General features: G+C 61.2%; 15 protein-coding genes and 1 tRNA gene. 10 read left to right on the forward strand and 6 right to left on the reverse strand.

The window, feature by feature from the left end:
- Positions 1 to 275: 275 nt before the first annotated feature.
- From R3F42_06715 to R3F42_06730, 4 genes are all read left to right on the forward strand, one after another.
- Complete coding sequence (locus tag R3F42_06715; GenBank protein MEZ5541718.1) at positions 276 to 2279, forward strand: hypothetical protein; 2004 nt, start codon at positions 276 to 278, stop codon at positions 2277 to 2279.
- Between the two features lie 586 nt (positions 2280 to 2865).
- On the forward strand, positions 2866 to 3558 hold the full coding sequence (locus R3F42_06720; protein MEZ5541719.1) for a hypothetical protein: 693 nt from the start codon (positions 2866 to 2868) through the stop codon (positions 3556 to 3558).
- A gap of 277 nt (positions 3559 to 3835) precedes the next feature.
- Entirely contained in the window at positions 3836 to 4867 is a 1032-nt protein-coding gene (locus R3F42_06725; protein ID MEZ5541720.1) for a hypothetical protein, read from the forward strand.
- Between the two features lie 39 nt (positions 4868 to 4906).
- Positions 4907 to 5728, forward strand: coding sequence for a sulfotransferase (locus tag R3F42_06730; GenBank protein ID MEZ5541721.1), 822 nt, complete (start codon positions 4907 to 4909; stop codon positions 5726 to 5728).
- A 34-nt stretch (positions 5729 to 5762) separates the two neighbouring features.
- Here the strand turns inward: R3F42_06730 and R3F42_06735 are convergent, their stop codons facing one another.
- Genes R3F42_06735 through R3F42_06755 form a run of 5 tightly spaced genes read right to left on the reverse strand, consistent with a single transcriptional unit; the run spans position 5763 to position 10421 of the window.
- Positions 5763 to 7373, reverse strand: a complete 1611-nt coding sequence (locus tag R3F42_06735) for a polysaccharide biosynthesis/export family protein (protein MEZ5541722.1) — start codon at positions 7371 to 7373, stop codon at positions 5763 to 5765.
- A 60-nt stretch (positions 7374 to 7433) separates the two neighbouring features.
- On the reverse strand, positions 7434 to 8567 hold the full coding sequence (locus R3F42_06740) for a hypothetical protein (protein MEZ5541723.1): 1134 nt from the start codon (positions 8565 to 8567) through the stop codon (positions 7434 to 7436).
- A complete protein-coding gene (locus R3F42_06745; protein ID MEZ5541724.1) occupies positions 8567 to 9214 on the reverse strand; it encodes an ABC transporter ATP-binding protein in 648 nt (215 codons plus the stop codon). The genes R3F42_06740 and R3F42_06745 overlap by 1 nt, the downstream gene beginning before the upstream one ends.
- The gene (locus tag R3F42_06750; protein ID MEZ5541725.1) at positions 9211 to 9990 is read right to left on the reverse strand and encodes an ABC transporter permease; all 780 of its coding nucleotides are present in this window, start codon (positions 9988 to 9990) and stop codon (positions 9211 to 9213) included. Before R3F42_06750 ends, R3F42_06745 begins: the two co-directional genes overlap by 4 nt.
- A 2-nt stretch (positions 9991 to 9992) precedes the next feature.
- Entirely contained in the window at positions 9993 to 10421 is a 429-nt protein-coding gene (locus R3F42_06755) for a hypothetical protein (GenBank protein ID MEZ5541726.1), read from the reverse strand.
- Positions 10422 to 10915: 494 nt separating this feature from the next.
- Between R3F42_06755 and R3F42_06760 the strand changes: the two genes are divergently transcribed.
- Both R3F42_06760 and R3F42_06765 read left to right on the forward strand, forming a co-directional pair.
- Positions 10916 to 13954 (forward strand): hypothetical protein, encoded by a 3039-nt coding sequence (locus R3F42_06760; protein MEZ5541727.1) that lies wholly within the window; start codon positions 10916 to 10918, stop codon positions 13952 to 13954.
- 372 nt (positions 13955 to 14326) lie between these two features.
- A complete protein-coding gene (locus R3F42_06765) occupies positions 14327 to 15286 on the forward strand; it encodes a GSCFA domain-containing protein (protein MEZ5541728.1) in 960 nt (319 codons plus the stop codon).
- A gap of 454 nt (positions 15287 to 15740) precedes the next feature.
- On the opposite strand, the gene R3F42_06770 is transcribed toward R3F42_06765, so the two are convergent.
- Positions 15741 to 15815: transfer RNA gene (locus R3F42_06770), tRNA-Glu, on the reverse strand.
- Positions 15816 to 15901: 86 nt separating this feature from the next.
- On the opposite strand from R3F42_06770, the gene pcnB reads away from it, so the two are divergent.
- The 4 genes from pcnB to panB are packed head-to-tail and all read left to right on the forward strand — an operon-like array spanning position 15902 to position 19209.
- Positions 15902 to 17230 carry a polynucleotide adenylyltransferase PcnB gene (gene pcnB / locus R3F42_06775; protein ID MEZ5541729.1) on the forward strand — a complete coding sequence of 443 codons (1329 nt, stop codon included), beginning with the start codon at positions 15902 to 15904 and terminating at the stop codon, positions 17228 to 17230.
- Positions 17227 to 17718, forward strand: coding sequence for a 2-amino-4-hydroxy-6-hydroxymethyldihydropteridine diphosphokinase (gene folK, locus R3F42_06780; GenBank protein ID MEZ5541730.1), 492 nt, complete (start codon positions 17227 to 17229; stop codon positions 17716 to 17718). The genes pcnB and folK overlap by 4 nt, the downstream gene beginning before the upstream one ends.
- Positions 17718 to 18368, forward strand: coding sequence for a deoxynucleoside kinase (locus R3F42_06785; protein ID MEZ5541731.1), 651 nt, complete (start codon positions 17718 to 17720; stop codon positions 18366 to 18368). The genes folK and R3F42_06785 overlap by 1 nt, the downstream gene beginning before the upstream one ends.
- Positions 18369 to 18399: 31 nt before the next feature.
- Positions 18400 to 19209 (forward strand): 3-methyl-2-oxobutanoate hydroxymethyltransferase, encoded by an 810-nt coding sequence (gene panB / locus R3F42_06790; protein ID MEZ5541732.1) that lies wholly within the window; start codon positions 18400 to 18402, stop codon positions 19207 to 19209.
- Positions 19210 to 19217: the final 8 nt, after the last annotated feature.

A 19217-nucleotide genomic window follows, 5' to 3' on the forward strand; every position in this document is an offset into this window, starting at 1 on the left:
CGGCCGGGCGGTCACGCCGCTCCCGCACTGCCATATCCGGTCGCTGCGTGCTGTGAGACCTGCCGAGACTGCGTGCCCGCTCCGAGGTGTCCATGAACTCAGGACTGGACGACGACCGAATCCTCGCGGTCATCGAGCCCGCTTTCTCCAGGGAATATTACCTGGAGCGGAATCCCGACGTCGCAAAATCGGGTGAGGATCCGCTGCTGCATTTCGTGAACCAGGGATGGCGTGAGGGCAGGGACCCTTCGCCGGCCTTCTCCATGCGCTACTATTTGGAGAACAACAGCGACGTAACGGGGTCTGGGGAAAACCCGTTCTACCATTATCTGACCACGGGTATCGTGGAGGGGCGTCGACCCGTACCTCTGCCAACCGCGTTCAGGAACGAGCAACAGCTCGAACTGGTGCGTCGGACGCTGGTGCCTGAATTTAACGGCGAATTTTATACCCAACACTACCCAGAGCATAAAATCGAGATACTGGATCCACTGGAGCACTTCCTGCTGCTGGGATACGCGCGCGACTATGATCCGGCGCCCTGGTTTTCCGTGGCGGATTATCTCGCTGCAAACCCCGATGTCCGGCAGGGGGGTATCAATCCCTTCTACCACTATCTCGTCCTGGGTCGCATGGAAGGGCGCGCCCTGATTCCGGATGCAGCTGGCGCGGTGCCGGCCCAACCGGATACGGTGCAGAAATCCCTGGTCGAAAGCGAATTTGACGCTGCCTACTATCTGCAACAAAATCCCGATGTACGCGCTGCTGGGATCGCGCCGCTAGATCACTACATGAACTCCGGCTGGCGGGAAGGGCGTGATCCATCGCCCGACTTCTCCACTTCCTACTACCTGCAGGCAAATCCAGACGTGCGTGCGGTCGGTATCAATCCATTTTTCCACTACCTTCACACGGGCAGGCAGGAAGGACGTGCGCCGGTTTTGCCTGGTGGATATATCGCACAAGCCCTGTATAACCTGCGCTCGCTGGAGGGGGAACTCGAAGAATGGTATTCCCGCGAGTTACCCGGGCTGCAGTCGGGCGCCGCCGACTCGCTGTCACAACGGCTTGCGGGGTGCCTGGCAGATGGCGCGGCTCGTTTAGTCGTGTCACTCGGGCACGACGACTACCGCAGTATCGCAGGCGGGGTGCAGAACTGCATTCGCCTCGAACAGCACGCAGTGCAGGATTGTAATGCGATCTACCTGAATCTTAATCCCGCATTGCCGCTGCCTGTGCTTTCTTCCGAACTGAATCCAGAAAAACTGCTGCTGTACATCATCTGTAACGGCGAGCATCTTGGCATGGTATCGGCGCAAGACTGCCTGACTGTCCTGCAAGGGCTACCACAGCCCCGGTGCCGAGTCGACCTGGTCGTGCATGCGCTGCTCGGGTTTTCTGCGGAATTCGTTACGCAACTTGCACAATCCGTCGTCAACGGCAGCTGCCTGTATTGGCTGCATGACTACCAGACACTCTGTCCCGGGTACAACCTGCTGCGGAATACAGTCAGATACTGCGGTATACCGGCGGCGGATTCCATGGCATGCGCGATCTGTATCTATGGCGAGGAACGCCAGGCCCAGCTACCGCGTATGCAGAAGCTTTTTTCAGCACTCGATTTCACTGTGCTTGCGCCTTCGCAATCTGCGGCGGAATTGTGGCGCGGGAACACCTCGCTGCAGTACCGCGAACTCCACGTACAGCCGCATACCCGGTTCATCGATCACGCAGACCCGCCGTCACCTGCCACGAAACCCGAAGACGGTATGCTGCGGATAGCATTTCTGGGGTTTCCGCGCCTGCACAAGGGGTGGCCTGTCTTCATGCGGCTGGTACAAGCCTGCCGTCACAACCCGGCGCTAGAATTCCACGTGTTGGGCGAGGAGGAGCACGGGCTTCCAGCCGGCGTGCATTACACCCCGGTGCGGGTGTCGGAATGGGACCCGGCGGCGATGCAGATGGCCATGTCGCGACTCGACATCGATATTGCGTTCGTCTGGTCAATCTGGCCGGAGACCTACTGTATCACCGCGCACGAGGCTGTCGCCGCGGGTGTGACCGTGGTGACCAATGCGCAGTCCGGGCACGTGGTGGAAATGGTGCGTGAGCTTGACTGTGGCCTGGTATTCCGCGACGAGGAAGAGATGCTCGGGGCATTCAAGTCGGGGTTGATCAGGCAGCTGCTGACGGCGTTGCGAGCCCGCGGGCAGGTGCGGCCACGGTTGCTGGAGTACAGTGCCATGAGCCAGGATTCACTGGGGTTAGTCAAAAAATAAATACTGCCTGAGCGCCCTGCGCATTGGACCGTTGGTGTTCACCCGAACACCTGCCAGCACCGGACATCAGATACAGGGAGAGAAGTGTTCGTGATATGCATTGAAGTGCGCCGAGTCCCTGCATGCCCAAGCATGTGAACCGAAGCCGTTGACGCAGCCTTTCCTAGGGGTGACATGTTGTCAGCTTGATGTTGCGTGTCATTGTGGCAGCCTGCGAGGCGGCGCCAGTAAATGGCAAGCAGGAGGCTGGGTGACTACTGTGATAATTCCTTTGTCTTACAATGAGCTCGGTTCATGAAAGGCGCGCAGCCACGTCATTTGGAAAGGCCGGTAAATCGTTTTATCATCGGTGCACACGGGCAGGCGGAATCAGGCTTATTTTAGAATGTCCCGCTCACTGCTTCACCAGCTGACTTGGTGAGTGGCCCGTAAGTGCGTATCACTGCGCTGAATCAGGTGAGCTGATTGCCCGCGACTCGGATATGCACAAATGTGAATTGGAAATCATTCTCAACCGACGAGATCACCTGCACGCTGCCGCAGTACATCGAAAGCTTGTGGCAGTTGCTAACTTAGGAGGAGAAGCATGAAATCGAGAACCCTACTCAAATTTACACTGCTTGCAGCAGCCTGCTATGCCGGCGGCGCAGCGGCCGATGGCTTTGTCGATGTGAAGCCGTTCATGGGAGACTTCCACGGCAGCGGTCTGGAAATGGCAACGCCTTATATCAAGGCGAATGACGCGAACAGCGACGGCTACCCGGAGAGTATCACCTTCCAGTACAGGGTTTACACCGCCGGCACATCCAGTCTGGTAGCGGCGACACCGCCAAGGATATTCCCTACGCCCGCAATACCGGTTGGCTGCTCACCCGCTAGTCCCATAAGTTTCGATTTTGACTATGACTATACGGCCAGGCGGCGTGGCGCCGCGCTTGACAGTACGGGCAGCCTGGTCGGTGCAAGCAATCGCATTCACTCCGGTATCAACATGTGGTTGGATTGCTGGGATGGCTCAGATGATGTATTCGTCACCGCCGTAGCGATCTATTCTGCGGATCTGTCCGGCGCAACATCCGTTTGGACCAAGTACTTTGCTGGTGTTGAGCTGGCCGGTATGGATGGTGTAGACACGGATGATAATCTAATCAGCGACACACTGATGCTGGGGCTGTCGAAACAATCTACCGCTGTCAGCGAGGATTTGCTTGTGGTTGCGGTTAATCCGCAGACAGGTGCGACTGTATTAACGCCGAGATTCTATCCGACGCTGAGATAACTTCTCCGATAATCTATACCTGCACACCAGCCGACAGCGTCGGTTGGTGTGCCTTGGTATGGCTACTCCCGGTGGCGCTGTGCCACGTACTTTGCAGGGATGAACGGCTATTGCAAGGAAATATCAGTTACACCTACTGTAGGTGATAAATGAAAATCCGGGTTTCAAGCTGCCTTAATTGATGTAAATTGCGGCTGTGACTAAACCCAAGCTCAGAATGCCGGTCGCTAATGCGACATAAATAATTTGTCTCACGGAGTTTGATGTCGAGGGTAGGATGGCGATCCATTGCTTTACCAGCATTTCTTTCTCCTATCTCGCCAAGGCACGGGTGCTGGCCTGGAGCCTGAAGCGTTTTCATCCGGACTGGGTATTCACCGTCTGTATCACAGATCACGCTCCCGAAGGGTTCGATTTCAATCTGGAGCTGGAGCCTTTCGACCGCGTACTGTGGACTGATGCACTGCCGGTGGAGAATTTACCGGGGTGGTTGTTCGGGCACGATGTCGTGGAGGCCTGTACAGCCGTGAAGGGGCCGGCGATGCGGCAGCTCGCCGCACAGGAAGATGCTGAGAAGATCTTCTATCTCGATCCCGACATCGCTGTCTTCGCTTCCCTGCAGCCGCTGGTGGAGATGCTGGACGAGGCCGCGCTGCTGCTGACGCCGCATCAGCTGGAGCCGGAGACGAGATCGATGGCAATCAAGGACAACGAGCGCACTGCGCTGCGACTGGGTGTCTACAATCTCGGTTTCGTCGCGGTCCGTAACGACGTGCGCGGACGCGCATTCCTGCGCTGGTGGAACGATCGCCTGCTCGATTACTGTTATGACGAGCCCGAACAGGGTATCTTCGTCGACCAGAAGTGGTGCGACCTGGTACCGGCGCTGTTCGACGGAGTCCGCATCGTGCGGGATCCCGGCTATAACGTCGCCAGCTGGAACCTGAGCAACCGGACGGTACGCATCACCGCAACGGGAGACATCCTCGTCAATGGCAGTCTGCTGCGGTTTTTCCATTTCACCAAGTTGGGCCCGCTCGGTGATCTCATGACGCAGCGCTACGCGCAGGGCAATACCGAGGTCTACGAGCTGTGGGCCTGGTACCGGCGTATGGTAGAGCGTTTTGCCGCACCGCAGATTCCGGACGGGTGGTGGTACTACGGGCACTACGACAATGGCGAGGCGATCACCAAGGCGCAGCGTGTGCAGTATCGTCTGCGTCCGGATCTGCAACAGGCCTTTCCGGACCCGTTCGCCGCGGCCCAGGGCGGGTATTTCGGCTGGCTGCACAGCCGGGAACGCGCATGAACCCGCGCGAACATGCAGTAGTGGCTTGGAGTTGAGCAGGTGAAAAGGCCGTCTTTCCTGATCGTCTCAGAGCCCAGGACCGGGAGCAACAATCTGTCCTACTGTCTGGATGCCCATCCGGACCTGGCCGTGGGCAACGAATTGCTGCACCCTAACAACGGCGTGCGGCCGGAGCAGTATGGATTGGACAACGCAATCGCGCACGCGGACGGCTACCCGTGTTATCACTGGATCGACCGGGTCGGCCAGGATATGCGGATGCGGGTGCTGGCGGATCTCTTCGAACGCCATAATGGTTTCAAGATCCACAGCCAGCATGTGCCGGTCGAGCTGCTGGCCTCGATTGCCCATGATTTCGACTGTTTCATAATCCTGACCCGGCGTGCATCGCTGTTCGATCAGGCGATTTCCAACTACATCGCGACGGCGCGCAATCGCTGGCATGCCGACGAGAATCCGACCCGTACGGTCGACGTTCAGTCATTCGAGATAACCGCGGCACACTTCGAGGAATGGCTGGAAGCCATGCTCGCGGTCCGGTATGCCCTGTGGCGCCAGCTGCGCAAACAGGCGGACCGGGTCATCATCGTGGACTACGACAGCTTCTACGCAGGAACACAGGCAACCCGTGTGCAGCGGGTTAACGAGCTCTATCGCAAGCTGGGGCTGCGGACGCTGGATGACTGCGAAACGCAGACGCAGGCGGCAGCGCTCGCACGGCTGCAGCACTACCTGGACAGCAGCAGGCAGAAACTTACCGGTGCGGACCTGGCGCAATCGCTGGTGGGGAATTATGCGGAGATAACCCAGGTCTACGCGCACTGGGCCAAGCGTTCCCAGGACAGGCTCGCCCTGACCTGATCTCCCCGCCGGGACCAGGGCTGCGCAGGACGGCCTAGAGGTTCAGCGCCACCTTCGCAGAGATCGCGATCTTGTACACGATATCCAGCAGGTCGATGCCGAACTGGCGGTATTTCTTGTCCACCTTGGGCAGCACCAGGATCTCGTCACCCGGGCCGATGCGCGCATCCCCGGGGCTGACAATGTCCACCGCTGCATTCGGGTGGTGCACGATCACCTTCGCGGTGTCGGCCCGCTCCGTGTAGTTGCCCGCGAGCCGGATGTAGTCCTCGGCCGTCCAGCCCTCACGCCAGGTGGCGGCGTGCATCATGAGGACCTCGCCGGCGACCTTGACGATCTGGGTGCGGGTCGGGATGACGATGGTATCGTCCGGCTCTAGCAGGATGTTCTGTTGCACGCCGTCCTGCGTGGTGACCACGCGGCCCAGCGGATCGATCAGCCGGGCGCGCTCCGCGAACGTTTCCACCAGCTTGGCTTCCTGGGTGCGTATGGCGGCTTCGTTGCTCGACCCAGAGAGTGCCAGCAGCGAGCTGCGTTCGAGCCGGAACAGGCTGTCGTTGATGGCATCCTTCTGCGAGCGCGCAACAGAAACCCGGCGCAGGTAGATGGCGTCGGTGTTGGCCAGGGCACGGTTCACCGCGATGTGATCGAGCACGTCCACGAGCCGGGCGCCGCGCCTGATCGAGAGCACCGACGGTCCCTCGTGCTCGCCCTCGATATTGACCAGGATGGTGTCGGCCCTGCCGTCGTCGCGCAGCGTGACGGTGTCGCCGTCGTGCAACGGGCTAGTGCGGAAGTCCGCCAGTGACAGGGTCTGGTTGAAGGGCTGGCCGTCGCGCATGCCGACCAGGGTCACCTCTGTCGCCTGCGCCGCCTGCGGGATGATTTCGAGCACCCCGGCACCGGTCGCGGCACCATCCTTCAGTTCCACCAGCGCGGGGCGGGCGACATTGCCGGCCAGTTCGACCACGGGACCGCGGTGACGTACCAGGACGGTATCGTTGTCCTGCAGCTGGGGTATGGCGATGCGGCCCTGCAGCAGGAACTCGTACAGGTCGATGGTGGCAATGGTCTTGTCCTTGCGCAGGATGTCGATGTTGCGGTAGCTGCCCAGTGCCGGGTCTATGCCGCCGGCCAGATCGAGAAAGAACAGGATGCTGTCCGAGGGGACGCCGTCGTAGCGCCCCGGCTTGTTCACGAGGCCGGTGACGAATACCGCCACCGGCTGTGCACTGACCAGGTTGGTGTACACCTCGACGTTGCTGGTATAGACCTTGCGCACGTGTGCCTTCACGGTCGGGGTGAGTTCGCCATTACGCACGCCTTCCAGCCGCAGCGGGCCGATATCCGGCAGGAAGATGTTGCCCTGGGAGTCGACGGTGTAGACATCGTTGATCTCGATCGCGCCCCAGGTGCGGACGTTGACCCGGTCGCCCGGCGCGATGACATAGGCGGGGTTCAGCCCGTCTTCGCGGGTCTTGAGAAAATTGCCGGTGAACAGGGCGGCGCCGAAGGGCTGCACGCCGGCTGCCGGCGGTGCTGCCGGCATGCCGGCGGGGTCGCCGCCAGCGTCCGCCGCCGGCACGGGCAGTGCGACGCAGCAGGCCAGCAGCAGGATGAGTCGGACGATCAGTGAACGCTGCATGGGATGATACCTTCCTCCGGTTGCAAGCCTGCGCATGCGCGGGTGGCTGATGATTCTAACTCAAATCCGCGCATGCTCGCGGATCGCCGCGATCAGGAGCGACCCGATGCCGAACGCCAGCATGACGCCCAGCACGACGGTGATGATCTTCACGAGGCGCTGCGGGTGCGTCGCCTGGTCCGGTACCGACGGCGAGACGATGGTGGCCAGGTAGCGGTGCTGGCGCGCCGCCTCGGTTCGTGCGACCTCGAGCGACGCCAGCGCGGACTCGTATGCCTTGGTGGCGAACTCCTTCTCCATGAGCAGAGGTTCGAAGCCGGCAATCGTGCTGCTCAGGCTGTCGTCCTCCGGATTGGTGAGCCTGCGGTTTTCGCGCGCGATCTGCTCATTGAGCGAGTCGATGCGGTTCTGCAGCGCCTTGGCGCGCGGTGAGTCGGCGCGCATGTAACCGATGATCTCGGTGAGTTCGGCCTGTGCCTTGGCCAGATCCGCTTCCAGCTGGGTGCGGATCTCCATGACCGCGGCTGCGGAATCGGCCGGGTTCAGTTCGTTGGCAACCAGCTGGCGGCTGAGAATCGCGGCGCGCGCGGCCGCCAGGCGCTCCTCGCCGAGACGTACTTCGTCGCGGGCGAGATCGAGCCGGTCCATTTCCGCGCGCTGCGACAGCTCGTTGACCAGCTGCTCGCTGTACTTGAGGATGGCGCCGGCGAATTCGGCTGCCTGCGCGGCGTTGAGTGCGCGCACATACAGCGTGGAAATGCCGGACTGCATGTCGAAATCGACGTTTACCCGCTCCAGGTAATAGTCGAAGGCGTCCTCGAAGCTGGCATCGCGGGACAGTTTCGAGAACCAGTCCCCGGCCTCCTGGTAGTGCCTGATGAATCCGTGCTCCCGTTCCAGGCGCGCGAGCACGTCGCGCGACAGGATGTAATCACGCACCGTCATGGCATCCTTGTCCGAGCCCGTGCCCGGCAGGGTGCCGAGCAGCGAGTCCAGGCCGCTCGTCGTGCTGCGGTCGACCGACTGGATGCTGTATTTCGCCTCGGACTGGTAATAGTCGCTGGCGATCAGGCCGTAGTAGAGCACGGCGAGCAGGGAGGGGATGCCGACCCACCAGCGAAACAGCCGCTGCAGTCGCCGCACGCGGGCCTTGCGCAGGGTCTCGAAGTCGTCCTGTCTGGTGTCTGCTGCCATCAGGCCGCCTCGTAGAGCTGCTCCGCTTCCTGGATGGAAGCGCACAGTTGCAGCTTGCCGTCGATCAGTACGGCGCAGGTGTCGCAGAACTGCCGGATCGTGGCGAGGTTGTGCGAGACCAGGATGACGGAAGAGCGCTCGCGGCGTTCACGGAAGGCATTCCGGCACTTGTCCTGGAACGGCTTGTCGCCGACGGCGGTGACCTCGTCGATGAGATAGACACTGAAATCGATCGCCATGCTGAGGGCGAAGGCGAGGCGCGATTTCATGCCGGTGGAGTAGGTGCGCACCGGCATGTGGAAATAGTCCCGCAGTTCCGAGAAGTCGTGCGCGTAGCGCGACACCCGGCGCACGTCGGCACCGTAGATGCGCGCCACGAAGCGGGTGTTTTCCTCGCCGGTCAGGCTGCCGTTGAAACCGCCGGTAAAGCCGATCGGCCAGGATACGCGCCGGTGCCGGATGACTTCGCCGCTGTCCGGCTGTTCGATGTCGGCCAGGATACGCAGCAGGGTGGACTTGCCGCTGCCGTTGCGCCCCAGGATGCCGATATTCTCGCCCGGCGGCAGGACCAGGGTGATGTCGTCCAGCACCTGGTTCATGCCGTGCCGCAGCGGGTAGGCCTTGGAGACGTGGCGGATCTCGATCATGTCAGCTCCAGGCGCCGGCGCGCCATGCGCTCCAGTACCAGTCCGCTGTAGGCGAAACCGAGAATCCAGAACAGCAGGTAACCGAGATCGACATGCACCGCATGATAGCTGGGGAACCAGCCGCCGCGGACCAGTTCCACGCAGTGCAGCACCGGGTTCCACAGCAGCAGTTCGCGCGCCGCGGTCGGCAGCTCGTTGGCGGTGAAGAACAGGCCGGAGATGAAGAACATCGGCCGCATGATGAGCGGCACGATACGTTCGACCAGCCGGGTGTACGTGCCCAGCGCGGTCAGAAAGATGCCGATGGCCGCGCCCAGCAGGCTGGCCAGCAACATGCCGCCCATGACTGCCAGCAGGCTGTCGATGTGCAGCTCGCCGAGGTACAGGCTGTGCGTGCCCATGATGATCGCAAATACCGTTATCAGGGTGACGACCTCGAGACTGACCCGCGCGATCACCAGGTCCAGCGGGCGCACCTGCGGGTAGAACAGCAGCCCCTTGTTCGCGCTGATGGCCGACTGCGAGCGGCTCATGGTTTCCCGGAACAGGTGATAGGGGATGATACCGGTGGTGATGAAACTGACGATGTCCATGCCATAAGGCAGGTGACGGTTGCTGAAGTAGAACAGGCCGTAGAAGGTCAGCACCCAGAACAGCGGTTCCAGCAAGGCCCAGATATAGCCGAGCTGATGGGCACCGTAGCGGGTGCGCGTCTCCCGGAGTACCAGGGCGTGTATCACCTGCAGCTGGGATTGCAGACCGGCCCCGAGCGACATGGCTACCAGTCGGTTCCCGGCGCGACGATGAAGACATCGGCAGCGAGGAAGCGCGCTCCGCCGAGGTTGCACACCAGCCGCGGCATGCCTGCAGGCGTGCCGCTGTCCGAGAGCAGCCTGAGGTAACGGCACGACCGGCCGCTGGCGGCATCATAGCGCCTGCCGGCCTCGAGGATCTGCCCGTCGAAGGTCGTGCGCTGGCCGTCCGCGAGAGCGGTGCTGGCGGCCAGCAGGGCGGCGTCCTGGTCGTTCAGCGCCGCAGCCGTGCTGCGTGCCGGCACCGCCGTGTCCACAGGCGCCGCCACCTGCGCGGGGATGGCGGTGCATCCCCCGGTCACGATGATGAGCATGCCAAGCAGCAGGACGCGGCCTGGGCGATGCAGGTTCGCGGTGGGTGCCGGTGCATACGCTTGCGCTTGTTGCGTGTTCATGACGTGCGGTAAGTGACCGGAAGTGCGGTGGCAGCGCGGTGCGTGGGATCCGGCGTGGCCGCTACGGCCGCTGTCTGCACGTGATTAGCCATGGTCGTTCGATGCTTCCTGCGTCATCTGGATGTAATTGACGCAGTTGCCATTACCCTGCCTCGAGCAGGTCGCACGGCAACTGCCAGTGGGGCATTTTACTGGGCGGTGCCGCATCCTGCATCCATTACCTGCCGCCTGCGTGGCCGCCCGCGCGGCCTGCTTCTCAACCACTGTGGAGGCTGCTAGCATTAACCGTCCGCGCCTGTGACGGCGTTGCGACGCCGGGGTCGATGGCAATCCATGCCTCCGGTACAGACGCCTGCCGGTCACGGCCGCTGCAGGGTCTCGAATACGGCCCGACAGACGCCGGTGCGCCGGGTCGCTGTGTGTGCAATATAGTAGTTAAAATTTTGAAAATAAGCGAATTTTGTTTTTTCTGCAGGGACGCGGGATCTTCGGTATTGTGGCTGCTGGGCCTTGCCCTGCTCTGGAGCGGGGTGGCGCAAGCGGCCTGTGTGCCTGCGCAGATCCTGCGTGACGACGTCCTGATCGTCGTCAATGCCAATGCCGAGCAGGGCACGGCGGTGGGCGATTATTACTGCACGCAGCGTGGCATCGATCCCGGCAATATCGCGCAGGTCTATCTTCCGGCGGTCGATACGGTCGCTCTGGACCAGTTCGTCGCGCTGCGCGACCAGCTCATCCGTTTCCTGCAGCAGCACACGTTGAGTGGCAGCGAGCCGCCGGTCGTGTGCGATACCGCGCTCGGCTACACGAAGTACTACTGTCCCGAGAGCGTCGACCAGATCCGGCGCCTGACACGTATTCGCTACCTGGTCTTGACCCGCGGGGTGCCGATCAAGTTCGAATTCACCGGCAGTTCACTGCCATACCTGCCGCGCACCAGCATCGACAACTATCTCCGCTTCTGGCTGCTTAACTATTACCCGCAGGATACGGAGTTCAGTAGCAACCAGCGCGCGGAGGATTTTACCGACGGCCGCGGCATGCGCACCATCGTCCCGGCGCGGGACCGGGAGTTCATCGTCGGTCGCATCGACGGTATTACGGCCGACAACGCCAAACAACTGGTGGATCGCGCGCTTGCCGCCGAGCGCAACGGTATCTACGGCAAGCTGGTGAGCAGCCGCTTCGGCAAGCTGGCCAGCGCCACCAATGCGAGCGGTGCGTACTGGAAGCAATGGCTGCCGGGCGGGCAGTACCGCACGGTGTATCCGTCCTGGCAGTACCTGCACGGCCTGTTTGGCGACCTGCTTACACCCGACACGCTGGCGGTGACCCACCGCCTCAACCCGCAATGCCTGACGCATGACGGTGACGGGATATCGCCACAGGACTGCGTGACACGCCTGACCGAGAACGCCCCCCTGACCGGAAATTCACCCGGCCCGGGTACCCCGTGGGGGGCGATCCCGAGAGCGGACCGCGCCCTGGTCTACCAAGGCTACGCGGACGGCTTCAGCTCGCAATACAGCTTCGATACCATGCTGAACTGGCGGGTCAATGACAGCTGCGCAACGCTCTGCGATCCGGCCGATCAGCTATGCCGGGCACTTTCGACCGACGCCTTCCGCGAGATCGACACGCGCTGCGTGCGCGTGGCGGACGGCTTCATGGGCTATAACCTGCAGTCCTTCCCGCTCGGGCTGATGTACGGCTCACCGACCGGCTGGTCGGTCGATGTCGCCACGGGCGCCGACCGCTGGAACCATATCTCTTCCGGCAGCATATCCTTCCGCGAGCCGCGGGTGCGGGAGGATACGGGTTTCGATGACAACAACAGCATCTGGTTCGAGGATGCACGGCAACTGCCCGGTGCAAGATGCTATGCCGGTGGCGACGACCTGGGGCAACCGCCGCAGGGTGCCTGTGCGACCGGCAACAAGATACTGATCAGCCAGATTGTGCCGGTGCCGGAACAGGCGCTGAATCCGGCTGCGCCGCAGGTGGTCACGGTACGTTTCCGCTATCGCGCATTGAATCTGAACCGGGATCTGCCGCTGCAGGCATGGCTGCTGGTGCATGAATCGGAGTACAGCGATGCGAACGTCACGATCACCGCCGACAATCAGATCGACTATCTGCGTACCCCGGCCGCATCCCTGTTTGCACCGCAGACCCCCGCCGACGGCGTGAGCTGGGGCGAGGCGGTGGCAACCTACACCCTCGACCCGGCACTGCACCGGCATCCGCAGCGGCTGTTCGATGCGTTCAAGGTCCGCATTCTCAGCACGGTCGAATTCGAGGGCCAGCTGGCCATCGATACCGTGTCGGTGGCCATCGACGGCGTCAATGTCCCGTTGCAGAATCCGAGCTTTAGCGAGGGTCACCGCCAGCTCTCCGGGGGGGACTCCGCGGCCAATTTTCTCGGCCGGCTCAACGGCGTCGCCTTCTGGGGCAACCTGACGCATCACGGCATCTCCAACGGCCGCTCCTTTGACACGCATCCCTACGAGACCCTGATCTATTTCCTGCGCGGCCTGCCGTTGGGCGATGCCGTCTGGTTTGCCGAAACCCGGAATGCGGGAATCCTGTACGGCGATCCGCTCTATTCGCCCATTGCCGTGCACCTGCACTATCTGCCGAATGCGCTACCCGGTGCCGAGCGCGACACCTTCGACCGCCGGGTGCCGCTGGTCCTGCGCGGCGATACCGTCAACGGTCGCGGCAGCGACGTGACGACGACCTACAGCATCGATTACTGCGCGGGCCGGGACTTCTTCGTCTGCGACCAGCTTGCAAACTGGGTGCCGGTGGCCGGCCTGCAGCACCGGCCGGGCGGTGGTCGTGACATGGTACTGGGCACCTGGGATGCAGCGCAGCTCGCGCCGGGCGGTTACACGTTGCGGCTGGCGGTCGCCAGCAGCAATGCCGCCACCGGCATGACCCAGACCTTTTACGATTATTATCCGTTGAGCCTGCAGGATACGCCGGTCACGCTGAACGGTACCATCACGAATGCGGCGGGATCGCCACTGTGCGCCATCGTGCTGGCCAGCGGGCGCCATGTCTATTCCTGCAATGCGAGCGGGGCGTTTGCGCTGCCCGGCCTGCCGCGGGAAGCGGACGGTCGGGTCAAGCTGCAGGTCTATGCCGACGGCTTCCGGCCCTATGTCGTCTATGTCGAAACGTCCGGTGTGCACAATATCGTGCTGACGGCCGCCGGGACCTGTCCTGACCACAATCCGAGCTATACGCCCGCTGTGAATACGGCCTGGCCTGGTCAGTACCGCAACATCACCGGCCGGATCCTGGACGCGCAGACCCAGCAGCCGGTCTGTGCGCTGGTGCTGGCCAACGGGCAGCACATGTTCTCCTGCGACGGCGGCGGCAACTATGCGCTGAACATCCCCCTCGATGCGAACGGTCAGTTCAAGCTGCAGGTCTACGCGGACGGCTTCGCACCCTACACGATCAGGCTGGATGAGCAGCGGACCGTGAATACTGTGCTGCTGGCGCACGCGAGCGCCTGCCAGTAAGCTGCGGCGGCAACACGGGCGTGCCACCACGGGGGGCGGTGGCTGGGATTGTCGCGATTCGGTGTTGTGCGGGTCTGTTGATAAGTTTGTCGTTTGCAGCAATTGTCAGATGCTTACGCAAGGATAGTTACAAACGTTTATATCTCAGGCAAATTGCGCGGTTGCCTATCTAAGCATTTTATCGAAAAGACGGCTCGAGAATTTGATGTACAGTATTTCTCCGAATGTCGAAAATCTCTCGTCGAAGCCGTCATTTTATTTGAATAAAATTATCCACGATAATGGCATATTTGTTGCTTGGGTTACGATCAATTTACCTATACAGTATCGTTGTTTGTCGAATAAATTTTATCGTTAAACTTGGCATTGATTATGCGTAAATTTAGGACAGAGGAAGCGTTAAAAATATTCTCAGGTGGTAAGCCATATACTGCCTGGGCAGAGGGAGAAATACTTCCGGGCTATCGGAATCCTCTTCCTGGGAATGCCGGCCAAAGAGTTTATTCAGAGGTGTTTTCACCACGTATCATTCCGCGTTTCCGCCTTCCGAGAGACAGTCGCGTTTTTACAGTGGGCTCTTGTTTTGCTCGCAATGTAGAAAGAGCATTGATGTCTGCTGGGATCGAAGTTGTTAATTCACCGCAACGCATTAATGTTGAGCCATCGCATCTAAACAAATACAACGCATTTGCAATCTGGCAAGAGCTCGCGATGGCTATTGATGACAGCTATGACGAGTCGCTCTGCTTAGAGGTAAAGCCTGAGAAATGGATCGACTATACGGGTAATGGATTTTATAAAACAAGGGATGCGCTTCTAGAGGCAAGGAATAAGATTCTAGCTGCGAATCTTCTTATTCGTGAGGCGGGTTTCTTCATACTAACATTGGGTCTTACAGAAGCATGGTATGACAAAGAAACGGGGAAGTATCTAAACATAACTCCGCTGGATGCGGCTCGTGCTACTCCAGATCGATATGAGTGTCATGTCTTGGATTATAATGACAATCTTGATTTCTCACGTCGCTTAATTGAGTTGGTTCGACGTGAAAATGATCACGTACGGATTGTCATTACCGTGAGTCCAGTTCCTCTTGTAGCTACATTCACAGGGCATGATATAGCTTTGCGTAATATGGTATCCAAAAGCACTTTGCGTGCTGTAGCGGATTCTTTAATCAATGAGTATGAATTCTGCGATTATTTTCCAAGCTATGAGATGGTTGTTCTCAGTAAACCAGAAGCTGCATGGATGCCTGATAGGAGACATGTTAGAGCTGAGTTGGTGAAAGAAATTACTGACTTATTCGTTAGAGAATATTTTATTCACTAACAAGTACGGGAGTTGTTATTAGCTCAATTGCTAGTATTCAATTTCACGTTAATTGCGTACATAAACTTACATATTAGAACGAAAGCCTTAAAAGCTTCGAGTATAAAAAAGCATTTTTGAGATGTTCTTTTGATGCGGATTGGCAAATTGTAAATTTAGTATTCGTTGTGGCGCCATCGTGGAAAAGAACATACTTGGTGCCGATTTCCAACATTCAGCATATATACGAAATTTGTATTATATTCGTCCGATGTTCGCAATAGCGTTCACATTAGATACACCAGCTCATAAAATGAGTACTACACAACAACAGTTGTGCCACCCTATACGGGTTGTCATAGGGATGGTGTGCTGACGGGGCGCTGAATAGGTTTGTTGATGCGGAGCCTGGAGGTATCAGTCGCGTCGGTTCGGTTACGGCTGCTACCGAGGCTCGCTAAGCCTTTGAATTTAATGGCGCTCCCTAGGGGATTCGAACCCCTGTTACCGGCGTGAGAGGCCAGTGTCCTAACCACTAGACGAAGGGAGCATATGGTCCACGGGCTGGAAAGCAGTGGTATTATACGCCGACACCTTCCATCCACAAGCGACACCTACTCCACCCATGCAACAACAGTGAGCGACGCAGGTCCGAGCCCCAGCCACGGCGAACCCAACATCATTCCCCGGTCGGCGCATCCCGTATCCCGGGCCAGCATCAGCCAGAATGCGCTGAAGGTGTTGTACCGCCTGAAGGAATCCGGCTACCAGGCACACCTGGTCGGCGGCGGCGTGCGCGACCTGCTGCTGGGCCGGGAACCCAAGGACTTCGATGTCGCGACCGACGCCCATCCCGAGGACGTGCGGCGCCTGTTCCGCAACTGTCGCCTGATCGGCCGCCGGTTCCGCCTGGCACACGTGGTGTACGGGCGTGAGATCATCGAGGTCGCCACCTTCCGCGCCATGCAGGACAGTGCCAATAACGGCGATGCACACCACGTCGACGACGAGGGCCGGATCGTGCGCGACAACGTCTACGGCACGATCGAGCAGGATGCGCTGCGCCGCGATTTCACCGTCAATGCCCTGTACTACAACATCGCGGACTTCTCGATCATCGACTATGCCGGCGGCATGGCCGACATCGAGGCCGGCGTGCTGCGGCTGCTGGGCGATCCCGAGGTGCGTTACCGCGAGGACCCGGTGCGCATGCTGCGAGCGGTGCGGTTCGCGACCAAGCTGGGCTTTCGCCTGCATCCCGAGACCGAGGCCCCGATCAAGACCCTGGCGTCCCTGCTGGACGATATCCCGCCGGCGCGCCTGTTCGAGGAGGTGCTGAAGCTGTTCCTCAACGGCTGCGCACTGGCCAACTTCGAGATGCTGCGGCACTACTACCTGTTCGGCCGGTTGTTCCCGTTGACCGAGGAGGCGCTCGCGCACGAGGAAAACAGCTTCCCGATCACCTTCATCGGCCGCGGCATGGAGAATACCGATGCGCGGATCGAGGGCGGGAAGCCGGTAACGCCGGCGTTCCTGTTCGCCGTCTTGCTGTGGGAGCCGGTGCGCGCCCGCGCGGCCGCGCTCGAGGCGCAGGGCCAGCATCCGGCGCAGGCCCTGCAGCATGCCGGTTCGCAGATCATCGAGGAGCAAGCCCGGGTGATGGCCCTGCCGCGCCGTTTCACCCTGCCCATGCGCGAGATCTGGATGCTGCAGCTGCGGCTGCAGCAAAAAGGCGGACGCCGCAGCCAGCGGGTACTGGCGCACCCGCGCTTCCGCGCCGCGTACGACTTCCTGCTGCTGCGCGGCGATGCGGGCGAGGTCGCGCGCGAGGTGTGCGTGTGGTGGACCGAATTCCAGGAGCTCGAACCGGAGCAGCGTGCCACGGCCGAGACCGGCAAGCCAGCGCGCCGGCGCCGGCGCGGCGGCCGGTCACGTCGCAAGGCGGCCCGGGAACCGGCTTCGTGACGGAGCGTGCCTATATAGGCATCGGCAGCAATCAGGATGATCCGGTCGCGCAGGTGCAGGCGGCGTTCAGCGCACTCGCCGAGCTTCCGGACACCGTGCTGGTCGCGAATTCCGCACTCTATGCCAGCCGGCCCATGGGGCCGCAGGATCAGCCCGACTTCGTCAATGCCGCGGCGGCGCTCGATACCGGGCTGGCGGCACCGGCACTGCTGGCGGCCATGCAGGTGATCGAGGCTCGACAGGGGCGCAGACGCGGCGCTGCCAGGTGGGGGCCACGCAGCCTGGATCTCGACCTGCTGTTGTACGGCAGCGCGGTGATCGACGTCCCCGGGCTGCGGGTGCCGCACCCGGGACTGCATGAACGCGACTTTGTTATCATTCCCCTGGCGGAGATCGCCGGCAACCTCAACATCCCGGGCAAGGGAAGGCTGCACATGTTGATCAGCAAGGTCGAGAACCATTCGCTCCGCAGACTGGCCGCCGGCTGATGAGCGCCTGGCGTCCCGGTTATATCGTGGTGGAGGGGCCGATCGGCGTCGGCAAGACCAGTCTCGCGCGCCGTCTGGCCGAGAGTTTCGAGAGCGACCTCTTGCTCGAAGGCGCCGACGAAAACCCGTTCCTGGAACGCTTCTACCAGGATCCACGTGCGGGCGCGCTGCCGGCGCAGCTGTTCTTCCTGTTTCAGCGCGCACGCCAGATGCAGGCCATGCGCCAGGCCGACATGTTCCAGCCGGTGCGGGTCTCCGATTTCCTGATCGAGAAGGATCGCCTGTTCGCGGAGCTGACGCTGGACGCGGACGAACTCAGGCTCTACGAGCAGGTCTACGAACACGTCACCGTCGATGCGCCGGTGCCGGACCTGGTGATCTACCTGCAGGCGCCGGTCGACGTCCTGCTCAAGCGCATCGCGCGCCGCGGTATCCGCTACGAACGGCGGATCGACTCAGCCTATCTGCACCGGCTGTCCGAGGCATACGCCCGCATGTTCCTGCACTTCGATGCGGCGCCGCTGCTGATCGTTAACGCGGCGCATATCAACCTGGTCGACAGCGAGGCGGATTACCAGGCCCTGCTGGAACAGATCCAGCATGCACAGAAGGGCACGCAGTACTTCAATCCGCTGTCGGCGGCGATCTAGCGCGCGGGCGCTGCCGTGAGGTGCTGTTGAGATGACAAACGCCATGCCGACACCTGTCACTCTGGGAAGCCTGCAGGACATGAAGGCGCGCGGCGAGAAGATCGCCAGCCTGACCTGCTACGACGCCGGCTTTGCCCGCTTGCTGGAGGCGGCCGGCGTGGAACTGTTCATCGTCGGCGACTCGCTGGGCATGGTGCTCATGGGCTATGACTCGACCGTGCCGGTCACCATGCAGGACATGGTCCAGCATGCCGCGAACGTTGCCCGGGCCGGACGCAGCGCCTGGCGCGTGGTCGATCTGCCCAGCGGCAGTTATGCCGACCCGGACCGGGCGCTGGTCAACGCCCGGCGGCTGGTGGAAGAGGGCGGGGCGCACATGGTCAAGCTGGAAGGCGGCCGGGTGATGGCGGAGACCGTCGCGCACCTGGTGGCATCCGGGATCGCGGTGTGCGGGCACATCGGCCTGCTGCCGCAATCGGTGGCGCAATTCGGCGGTTACCGGGTGCAGGGTCGCGACGCCGACTCGGCGCAAGCCCTGCACGCGGATGCGCGGGCATTGGAGGAAGCCGGTGCCGGGCTGCTCGTCATGGAATGTATGCCGGCCACGCTGGCGGCGGAGATCACGCGCGCCGTTGCCATCCCCACTATCGGCATCGGCGCGGGGCCGGACTGCGACGGGCAGGTGCTGGTGCTGTATGACATGCTCGGCATCAGCGCCGGCCGGCTGCCACGCTTCGTACATGATTTTCTGGCCGACGGCGGCAGCATCGCGGGGGCGGTGCGTGCCTTTGTCGCCGCCGTCAAGTCCGGTACCTACCCGGCGCCCGAGCACTGCTACTGAAGCAGCGC

It is taken from the genome of Pseudomonadota bacterium (assembly GCA_041395565.1).
Taxonomy (GTDB): domain Bacteria; phylum Pseudomonadota; class Gammaproteobacteria; order UBA9214; family UBA9214; genus UBA9214.

Coding starts and splice junctions, on each gene's coding strand:
- R3F42_06720 (MEZ5541719.1), top strand. CDS start 2,866: ATGAAATCGAGAACCCTACTCAAATTTACACTGCTTGCAGCAGCCTGC.
- R3F42_06725 (MEZ5541720.1), top strand. CDS start 3,836: ATGGCGATCCATTGCTTTACCAGCATTTCTTTCTCCTATCTCGCCAAG.
- R3F42_06735 (MEZ5541722.1), bottom strand. CDS start 7,373: ATGCAGCGTTCACTGATCGTCCGACTCATCCTGCTGCTGGCCTGCTGC.
- R3F42_06740 (MEZ5541723.1), bottom strand. CDS start 8,567: ATGGCAGCAGACACCAGACAGGACGACTTCGAGACCCTGCGCAAGGCC.
- R3F42_06745 (MEZ5541724.1), bottom strand. CDS start 9,214: ATGATCGAGATCCGCCACGTCTCCAAGGCCTACCCGCTGCGGCACGGC.
- R3F42_06750 (MEZ5541725.1), bottom strand. CDS start 9,990: ATGTCGCTCGGGGCCGGTCTGCAATCCCAGCTGCAGGTGATACACGCC.
- R3F42_06755 (MEZ5541726.1), bottom strand. CDS start 10,421: ATGAACACGCAACAAGCGCAAGCGTATGCACCGGCACCCACCGCGAAC.
- R3F42_06765 (MEZ5541728.1), top strand. CDS start 14,327: ATGCGTAAATTTAGGACAGAGGAAGCGTTAAAAATATTCTCAGGTGGT.
- R3F42_06785 (MEZ5541731.1), top strand. CDS start 17,718: ATGAGCGCCTGGCGTCCCGGTTATATCGTGGTGGAGGGGCCGATCGGC.
- panB (MEZ5541732.1), top strand. CDS start 18,400: ATGACAAACGCCATGCCGACACCTGTCACTCTGGGAAGCCTGCAGGAC.